We start from the raw sequence: 8255 nt of genomic DNA on the forward strand, positions 1-8255 counted from the left end.
CGCCGTCGATGACCAGATAGCCCCGGTCGCGCAGCTCGTCGGCCAGCCCCTTCGCCGCCACGCGGCCAAGGATGGTTCGGCCACTTACATCGGCATCTTGGCCCGGCTCGAACACCGCCAGCTCGCGCGGCTCGCCGCGCATGGCACGCTGCATGGTGCGGATGATGTCGCCGCGCTCGCCCAGAGCGCGTAGCGTCTTTTCGGCGTCGGCATGAATGCCCCAGGTGCCGGGTTGCGTCTCGTCGGCCAAGCCCAGGCGCTGCAAATGTTGCAGCCGGCCGATCAACAGCAGTCGCTGGCGTTGCAACTTCGGTTCGTTGAAGCGTTCGATCTGCACTCGGCCGTCCTCGCCGGCCTCTCGTTGCAGGGTACGGTCGAGGCACGTCCACCGCTCTTGCTCCACCTCGCGCTGCAAGGTCTGCTGGATCTCCAGCTCGGTGCGCGGCCCCAGCCATTCGGTCGCCAGTTCGGCAGCGCGATGGCGGAAGCCATCGGCGATGTAGTCGCCCGCGATGATGAGGTCTTTGCCCGTGTCGTCGCGCCCGCGCACGACGATGTGCGTGTGCGGGTTGTCGGTGTTCCAGTGGTTGACGGCCACCCAATCGAGGCCCGTACCCAGGTCAGCTTCCATGCGGCCCATCAGGTGGCGCGTGTAGGTGCGCAGGTCTTCCAGCTCGGCACCGTCCTCGGGCGAGAGGATGAAGCGGAAATGGTGTCGGTCGTCGGCGCAGCGTTCCTTGAAGGCGTCGAGGTCGGCGGCATCGGTCTGCGGCCCGTAGGCTTGGCCCGGCTCGCCATCGCGGCCCACGCCATCGCGCTCGACGTACCGCAGGTGCTTGGCGAGCGACTGCGGACTGGCCCGCTGCTGGTTGACCAGCAGCGTCTTGATGGTCACGCGCCGCGACATGGGCCTGAGCTTCGCACCCGCGAAGCGCGCCGCCGTATGGCCGCGCCCGAGGCGCGAGCCGGGCCGCTGGCCGGTGCTGCGCACTGAGGTCGGACGACGCACCGACGACTTGCCGCTGCTGGCCTTGCCTGCCTGCTTGAGTACCTTGGAGACGAAGCTCTGGCCCCGGTTCTTCGGAGCGCTGGGGCGGACGCGGAAATCATCGTCGCGGCGGTTGGTCATGGCTGCGCTTCCTGCAAGCTCTGGCGTGTCCGGTCGTGCGAGGCACGCGGACATGCCTGCATTGGCCCGGGCCTCGCGCCATAAGCAGCACGGCGGCGAAGCCGCTCCGTGCTGCCCAACCCCCACGTGCAGACTGGCTTTGCGGGCCGACAGGTGCCGCACCCTTTTGTCTTGCCTTCCGCCTTTGCCCCTCGCTGGCGCTCCGGGCAGCGGCGGCCCGGCGGTGCTGCTGCGCGAGCAGCCAGCGCGCCGGCGAACGCGGCGACGGCCATAGGCCGGGCGCGTTCGAGGCAAGACGCCTGCACGTTGGACGGCTGCGCCGAAGGCAGCGCGAAGTGCGGTGCGAATGCACCCGCACTGCACGCGCGACGACACGGCGACGGCCAGCAGAGCGACACGCCCGATGGCACGACAAGATGCACGGCAACGTGCAGCGAGTCGGCGGCCATCATGGGCGGGATTCCAGCCAGACTGGATGCGCGACCCCGATCACGGCGGATGCGCTGACCGGCCCGAAATACCGGCTGTCGAACGACGCCGGGTTGGTCACACTCAAGAGGAACAGTTCGCCGGATTCGAGGCGGCGGCATTGCTGCCAGGATGGCAGCGGCCGGCCCCAGCGGTCGGCAGGCAGCACGGCGGCCGAAGGCACGCCGTCGATGCGGACGACGCGGCCAGTGCTGCACAACTCCTGCGGCGCGACGGCGCCCACGCGCTTGAGCAGCGGCACGCGCGCCGGCAGGTAGCCGCGCTGCGCGGCCAGCGCGGCGGCGTCTGGCGGCAGCGTGGTCAGGACGATGCTGCCCACGGACAAGGGACGTGGCAGCGAGCCGGTGCCGTGGCCTTGCGGATCGACGCGATACCAGCCGACCGCCACGCTGTCGGACGGGTTGTAGATCAGGCGCGGCAGCGGATGCACGAAGGACGCCCAGGCGAGCGCAGCGAGGCCGCAGGCGGACAGGCCCGCCAACACGAGGCGAGCGCGCAGGCGCGAGCGAGGATGCGGCGGGATGCCGGTTGCGCTGGCAACGGCGGATGGAAGCGTCATGGCAGCGTCCTCCCGGTTAGCCAGGCAGCGTGCCGCTCGGCGGTGTATTCGGGCAGCGGCAGGCGTGCAGCGAGCCGGTTGGCGAGCGTGCGCCAGTACGCGGGCGAGACAGCGGCGGGCGCGATGCCCAGCGCCTCGATGGCGTCGATGCACTCCAGCACCGCGCGCACCTGGTTCTCCCCTTCGGCGTGGAGCAGCAAGCGCGCCCCCGGCTGCACGCCGGGGATGCGCTGCGCTGCATCCAGCGGCGTGCAAGCCTGCATCACCATGAGCTGCCAACGCACAGTGCCGTAGTCGTTGGCCTGCCAGCGGATACGGCACAACATGGCGCCCGGCAGGAACACCGCGCAACGGCGCCAGCGGTCGAGCTGGTGCGTGCGCGCAGGTTCGCCGAAGCGCAGGTAGAGCTTGAAGCGTGGTTCGATGTAGGCAAGCGCCACGCGCGTCAGCGGCGCGCTGGCAGGCTGGCCGGCAAGTGCAGCCGTAGCCGCGCCAGCGGCAGGCGAAGCGGATGCAGTCATGGTGCGTTCTCCCTGCGGTGCTCTGGAAACTCCCGCTCCAACAGGCCACGCAGCAGGTCGGCCACGGTCACGCCTTGCGTGAAGGCCGACACCTTGATGCGTGCCCGCATCGCGGGTGTGATGTCGAGGGTCAGGCGGGCGGTGTAGAGGTCGCCCTTGCCCAGCGCATCGGCATCGCCCTGGCGAATCCACGCCTCGGCGTGTGGATTCGCGGGCGGACGTGCGCCGATGCCGACGCGCTTGACCGTGCGTTTGCTGTTCGGTGGCGGCTTCGCTGTCATGTCGGCCACCGCAACAGTTCATCCACCAGCGCGGTCATTTCGCGGGCGGCGGTGCTGTCGGGCGCCGTTTCGCGTGCAAGCCGGCCAGCGGCTACGCTGTCGGCGAACACGATGCGCTGATGCACTTCCGCGCGCAGCGCAGGAAGTGGCTGGTCGGCGAGCGCCTGGCGCGCTTCGCGCCCGATGATGGTGGTGCTGACGCGCCGATTGATGACGAAGGCCGCGCGCAGCGCGGGCCGAAAGACTTGCGCCTCGCGGATCAGCGCCACCATCTCGGCGCTGGCCCACAGATCGTAGGGGCTGGGCTGCACGGGGATCAGCACGCGCTCGGCCGCCAGCAGCGCGGAGCGCGCCAAGGCGGCGATCCTGGGCGGGCCGTCGATGACGACGTGATCGGCCCGCCTGGCGAGTTCTGGCGCTTCTTGGTGCAGCGTTTCGCGTGCAAGGCCCACGGCGCTGAACAGCCGTGGCAAGCCTTGCTGGCTTCTGCGCTGTGTCCAGTCCAGCGATGAACCCTGCGGGTCGGCGTCCAGCAGGACGACGTGCTGACCGCGCATCGCCAGCTCGCCGGCGATGTGCGTGGCGAGCGTGGTCTTGCCCACGCCGCCTTTCTGGTTGAGCAGCGCGACGATCATGGCCTGGCCCTCCGCGTTGGAAAGCCCGGCTGTTGCCGCTGCGCTTCGCGTCCTGTGGCGGTTGTCCACCGAGACGCGGCGCTGCTACTACCAGTTAGAGTATTTAAGTTAGGGAAGTTAAGGGAGACCGAAACCCGCGCCAGCATTGGCTTTGCGGCCGATGGACACGCCTGATAGCACGATAGTCCCACGCCCGATAGCACGATACCTGGCACGCCTGATAGCACGAGCCCGTCCACAGGACGCGCACCGTTTATCCCCGTGCCGTGGACGGCACGGGACGCCCTGGCCGGAAGGTCAGCAGCTCGGCGCCATCCAGCCGTTCGATGCCCAGGACGTAGCCCGGCAGTGACTGCCGCGCGACCAGCGCACGCAGGTCGCAGGCAAAGTCGTAGGGCTTGGCCGTGCTGCCCGACTTGCGGTACAGGTGCTGGAAGTCGAACTGCCACCCGCCCGGCTGCCGCCCACCGTGCTTGCGCACCAGGCGGTACAGCCAGCGCTCGATCCCGCCCGTCAGCCGGAAGTACGCCGGGTCGATGGTCAGCACCAGGGCGGCATCGAGCACGCCCGCATAGAACCAGTCCGGCAGGATCAGCTCCAGTCCCAAGGGCGTTCCCCTGGCATCGGCCAGCTCCTTCCACTCGTTGATCCACGAGAAGCGGTGCAGCCGCCTTCCCGTGGTCTCCCGGATGGACGTGGCCACCGTCGTGGATTGCAGGCGATCCAGCGCGGCCTTGAGGCGCTGGTAGTCGCGCAGCGATGTACCGCGCCCGATGAAGCGCAGGATCTCGTAGGGCGTGGCCTGCATCAGCCGCGACGGGCGCAAGCCCGCGTCGCGCGCCTCCACGATCTGCGAGGCCGCCCAGATCAGCACGTCGGCATCCCAGATCGTGGCGATGCCGTGTTCCTGCGTGCCTTCCACGCGGATCGTGATGCCGCCGGCCTGAAAGTCGATCGGCGTCGTGCGCCGCGACTTCGCCAGCGAGAAGAACGGAAAGGCCATCAAGTCCTGGCTGTCGCGCGGCGCCATGTCGCCCGGCAAGGCGCGGAACAGGTCGAGCTGTTCCCGCTCCCGCGATGGGCTGGGCATGGTGATGGCCACCGGCGAGCCATCCGTCACCGCGCACGGCTATCGGCCGAGTGGTGCTCGGCGTATTCGGGGTCGGACGTAGCCTCGAAGCTGCGCTGGTCGGCCCAGGCGTCGAGGTCGGCCACCGCGTACATGACGCGGCGGCCGAACTTGCGGAACTTCGGGCCGCCCCCGATCACGCGCTGCTTTTCCAGCGTGCGCGGCGACAGCCGCAGGTACTCGGCGGCTTCGTCGTTGGTAAGGTAGCGTTGGGGCTGCGCAGGCGCAGCGACAGCAGCGGCAGCAGGCCGCAAGGGTGCGGGTCGCATCGAGTGAACCTCCATCGGTCAGAAACGCCGGCAGCACCAGCGCAGCCGGATGGAGGCAGTCTCAAGATAGCGACGGGTTGTGCAGAGGGTCGTTTTGCAGCGCAGGCAAAACGACCCTCCCCAGGTCATTCGAGCTGTACCAGGCGGCGGTAGCCGCCGCGCATCAGCGATTGGCCGCGCCGTACCAGGCGGCGCACGCGCGAGCGCAGGCCGCCATCGGTGTACCAGCCGGCCGCCACGACTTCAGCGCCGAACAGCCCTTCGGCTGTCTCCCGCAAGGACGCGCCCGCGAGGGTCGCGTCGAGCGCCTGCAAGGTGTGCAGTTCCAGCAGCGCGGCGGGCGTGGGCCGCGAGCGGGCCGCTGCCGTAGGCACGGCCGCCGTGTCCACCGTCGCCAGTTTGTCCAGCTCGGCCGTGATCGTGCGGTAGCTCGCGCAAGGCGCGGCGCACGGGCGGATAGCATAGAGGTAGGCCATGCCGTCGGCCAGGCCCGGCGCAAGTGCAAGCCGCACGCAGCAGCCGGGCCAGCGTGCCGTCAGCACCAGGCGCTTGCCATCGTGGATCAATTGCTTGTTGCCGGGGACGTGCCAGAACTCGAAGGTGTGGGCTTCCGGTGGCGGGTCGGCATCCGGGTAGAGCTGGAGCACGCCGTCATGATCGGGGAACCAGACAGGATGCGCGTCGCGTGCATCCTGGTGCGGGTCTTCGAGCAGGCGCAGGCCCCATTCGTGCGCCGTGGCCGGCCGGCGGCGACGGCGCCGCCAATCGCGCCGGTACTCGGGATGGCGGCGCAAGTATTCCCAGGCGAGTGCGGGACCGTCCAGGTGCAGCACGTAGAGATAGGCGGCGGTCGGATACCAAAAATCGTTGGTTCGATCAGTCATGAGGCAACCATCCCTGCTGATGGGAACGTCGCCACGGACATCGAAATGCAGGACTACAGCCTCATCGGCAATTTGTCATTCAGGCGGGCTAAGCTGGTGGTAATCAAGTCCGATTGATTCCGAAGCCTTGCATGGATCGTCCGAGTGCGACGGCTGCGCAGCTCGGAAATGGTGCGCAGCGTCACGTACCCTGCCGGAAGCTACGTCCTGCACCATGTCTCTTTCGGTCAAGGCCGCACCCGCTTGGTGCAAGAGTGCCGATTCAGACTGCAACTGTCTTGAACTAGACCTAAAAAGACACAATTCGCCTCAGTCAGTCGGGGATGGAGCCATCACGTTGCGCGAGCTGCACGTATTCCGATAGCGGTCGTGCCGCACGGAAATACAGGTCACGCAGGACCGGCCGCTGCTGCGGCCCGATGATGCCGGCCAGGTCAGACAGCTTGACCGTTCCGAGCGACGGCATCCCGATGCCAAGGTCGATCAGTCCCCAGGCGGTGTCACCGTCAGCGGGGTCGAGCGCGGCCAACAGCCAGGTCGCGTGCGCATCAGGGGTGAACAGCCGCACCACCGGCAACGGGTCGATGCTTTGACCGGCTGTGCGCGCCGCGCCGACGGCGAGCAGTTGCGCACGTTGTTCGGTAGTGACGAGCGGCTGGGTCATGGCCGGGAATCTCACGAAACCGCCGGTGCACGGACGCGCTTTGCCGCCAAGACGTGGAAGCGTCGAAGCGGATGCGTGCTTTCGTGCGAAAGCACGCAGGCGTAAGCCATCGAATCCGTACATGCACGGAAACGCAGAAGCGGCATTGTGCAGATCTGGAAAGACACGGATGTGACTCTCTGGTGCGGTCGAAATCCGCATCTGCGGATTTCCGTAAAGGGACGAATACGTAAATCAGCATCGCCAAATGAACACTATAGATTGTAGCCCTATAGAGCGCAATCGGCTGTCATCTTGGTTTTTCAGGGGAAACCATAGGTGGCGGCGAAGGACTCATTGGCGACGGCAATACGGACGGTCAGGAAGGCGCGTGGCTTGAGCCAGGAAGCGTTTTCCGACGTGTCCAGCCGCACGTATATGAGTTCACTGGAGCGCAACCTGAAAAGCCCAACCCTGCACAAGCTGACCGAGCTGTGCGAGGTCATGGAAGTGCATCCGCTCACGCTGCTGACGCTGGCCTACGCCGGCGACAGCACGCGCAAGGCCGATCAGCTTCTGGCGCAGGTGCGCCAGGAGCTTGAGGCTGTCTTGAAGGAACGCGACGCGCCATAGGCGCGTGCGTGACGTGCTGCGCCAGCAGCACGGCGCCCCGCCGCAAGGGACGGGGCGCGGTGGGCGGCGTCAGTCCGCCTGCTGCGGCTTGCTGCGCGACCAGATCAGGTCGTGCGTGCCGTTCTCGCCTTCGATCAGGCGGGCGTAGACCGTTGCCGGGAACGAAGGATCGTCGAGGGTCACGGACAGGTAGTCCCGTCCGGCCTCGCTGGTTTTCTTCCACGCCGCGCCGATGTCGTGGCCGGCCGCCTGCAGACGGAAGTCCGGGGCTTTCTCGTTGTCGCCCTTGTCGTTGGGAACCAGCTTGACCTTGACGTTGAGCGTCAGGGTGCGAAGCGTGCCGGTGAAGCCGTCTTTCTCTGCGGTGAAGGTGCCGATGTTAGCCATGATGTTTCTCCTTTCGGGTTGAACAAGGTCGCGCCAGTGCGTCCTTGTTGTGAACCGGCCGGCGAGGGATGGGCGGGTCGCACCGCGCAGCGGTCGCAACAGCGTGGAGAACCTGGAAGCGAAAAGAATTTGTCCCGTGAGGAATGCGCGCAGCGCAGGGGAAATTGTTTTCGCTGCAAGGTTGCGGCCATGAAGCCCAAGGCGCAGCCGTGCCCTCGCCAGGATTCACGACAAGCCAAGGACGCACGGGCCGCCCGCTCCCGAAAGGAGACATGGCTGACTCGCTATCCCCGTGTGACGGCTGCACCGGCTTGTACCCTGACGCGGGCAAGGCCAACCGCCAGCCACAAGGCGATAACGCCCCTTGCGGCCCGCAAGCGGCCTTCGTAGTTAAGGTGTGGCGTGGAAGCTCCATAGCAAGCCGGGCGGCGTGTCGGTGAACCGTCCTTCGTGACGTACAGGCGGCGAACCGTCAGCGTCGAGGACGGCACGCTTTGGCACAACCTGCCGCAGCGAGCCGGGGCGTAGCCCCACAAGTCCCGCCCCTGGCGGCGGGGGGGGCCATCGAAATCTTGCCCGCGCCAGCGGGCGCAGATTGCCGTGCCGCGTGCAAGGCACTTGCACGGCCGCCCCGTCGCCGCCTGGTCGAAGGCGGCGACGGGGCGATTTTGCTGTGGGCGTTGAAAACCGGGCGCG

General features: G+C 67.6%; 11 protein-coding genes. 1 reads left to right on the plus strand and 10 read right to left on the minus strand.

The window, feature by feature from the left end; genetic code table 11:
* From QZ609_RS21655 to QZ609_RS21695, 9 genes are all read right to left on the minus strand, one after another.
* Positions 1 to 1129, minus strand: a 1129-nt coding sequence (locus QZ609_RS21655; RefSeq protein WP_295499436.1) for a relaxase/mobilization nuclease domain-containing protein, incomplete at its 3' end; no start/stop codon positions are given.
* 448 nt (positions 1130 to 1577) lie between these two features.
* Positions 1578 to 2177 carry a S26 family signal peptidase gene (locus tag QZ609_RS21660; RefSeq protein WP_023103956.1) on the minus strand — a complete coding sequence of 200 codons (600 nt, stop codon included), beginning with the start codon at positions 2175 to 2177 and terminating at the stop codon, positions 1578 to 1580.
* Complete coding sequence (locus QZ609_RS21665; protein ID WP_023103957.1) at positions 2174 to 2698, minus strand: DUF2840 domain-containing protein; 525 nt, start codon at positions 2696 to 2698, stop codon at positions 2174 to 2176. The genes QZ609_RS21660 and QZ609_RS21665 overlap by 4 nt, the downstream gene beginning before the upstream one ends.
* Entirely contained in the window at positions 2695 to 2979 is a 285-nt protein-coding gene (locus QZ609_RS21670) for a hypothetical protein (RefSeq protein WP_023103958.1), read from the minus strand. The genes QZ609_RS21665 and QZ609_RS21670 overlap by 4 nt, the downstream gene beginning before the upstream one ends.
* Positions 2976 to 3614, minus strand: coding sequence for a ParA family partition ATPase (gene parA / locus QZ609_RS21675; protein ID WP_023125156.1), 639 nt, complete (start codon positions 3612 to 3614; stop codon positions 2976 to 2978). The genes QZ609_RS21670 and parA overlap by 4 nt, the downstream gene beginning before the upstream one ends.
* Before the next feature lie 253 nt (positions 3615 to 3867).
* A complete protein-coding gene (locus tag QZ609_RS21680; RefSeq protein WP_295499440.1) occupies positions 3868 to 4704 on the minus strand; it encodes a replication initiator protein A in 837 nt (278 codons plus the stop codon).
* A 26-nt stretch (positions 4705 to 4730) separates the two neighbouring features.
* Positions 4731 to 5012: a helix-turn-helix domain-containing protein gene (locus QZ609_RS21685; protein WP_024569793.1), complete on the minus strand. Its 282-nt coding sequence runs from the start codon at positions 5010 to 5012 to the stop codon at positions 4731 to 4733.
* 125 nt (positions 5013 to 5137) lie between these two features.
* Positions 5138 to 5896 (minus strand): DUF2285 domain-containing protein, encoded by a 759-nt coding sequence (locus tag QZ609_RS21690; protein WP_029700175.1) that lies wholly within the window; start codon positions 5894 to 5896, stop codon positions 5138 to 5140.
* A 313-nt stretch (positions 5897 to 6209) separates the two neighbouring features.
* The gene (locus QZ609_RS21695; protein ID WP_024569795.1) at positions 6210 to 6560 is read right to left on the minus strand and encodes a DUF2958 domain-containing protein; all 351 of its coding nucleotides are present in this window, start codon (positions 6558 to 6560) and stop codon (positions 6210 to 6212) included.
* A gap of 318 nt (positions 6561 to 6878) precedes the next feature.
* Here QZ609_RS21695 and QZ609_RS21700 point away from each other — a divergent pair, with 318 nt between their 5' ends.
* Positions 6879 to 7172 (plus strand): helix-turn-helix transcriptional regulator, encoded by a 294-nt coding sequence (locus tag QZ609_RS21700; RefSeq protein WP_017514199.1) that lies wholly within the window; start codon positions 6879 to 6881, stop codon positions 7170 to 7172.
* 69 nt (positions 7173 to 7241) lie between these two features.
* Here QZ609_RS21700 and QZ609_RS21705 read toward each other — a convergent pair whose 3' ends face one another.
* A complete protein-coding gene (locus QZ609_RS21705) occupies positions 7242 to 7559 on the minus strand; it encodes a DUF736 domain-containing protein (RefSeq protein ID WP_017514200.1) in 318 nt (105 codons plus the stop codon).
* Positions 7560 to 8255: the final 696 nt, after the last annotated feature.

It is taken from the genome of uncultured Ralstonia sp. (genome assembly GCA_913056305.1).
In the GTDB taxonomy this organism is placed as follows: domain Bacteria; phylum Pseudomonadota; class Gammaproteobacteria; order Burkholderiales; family Burkholderiaceae; genus Ralstonia.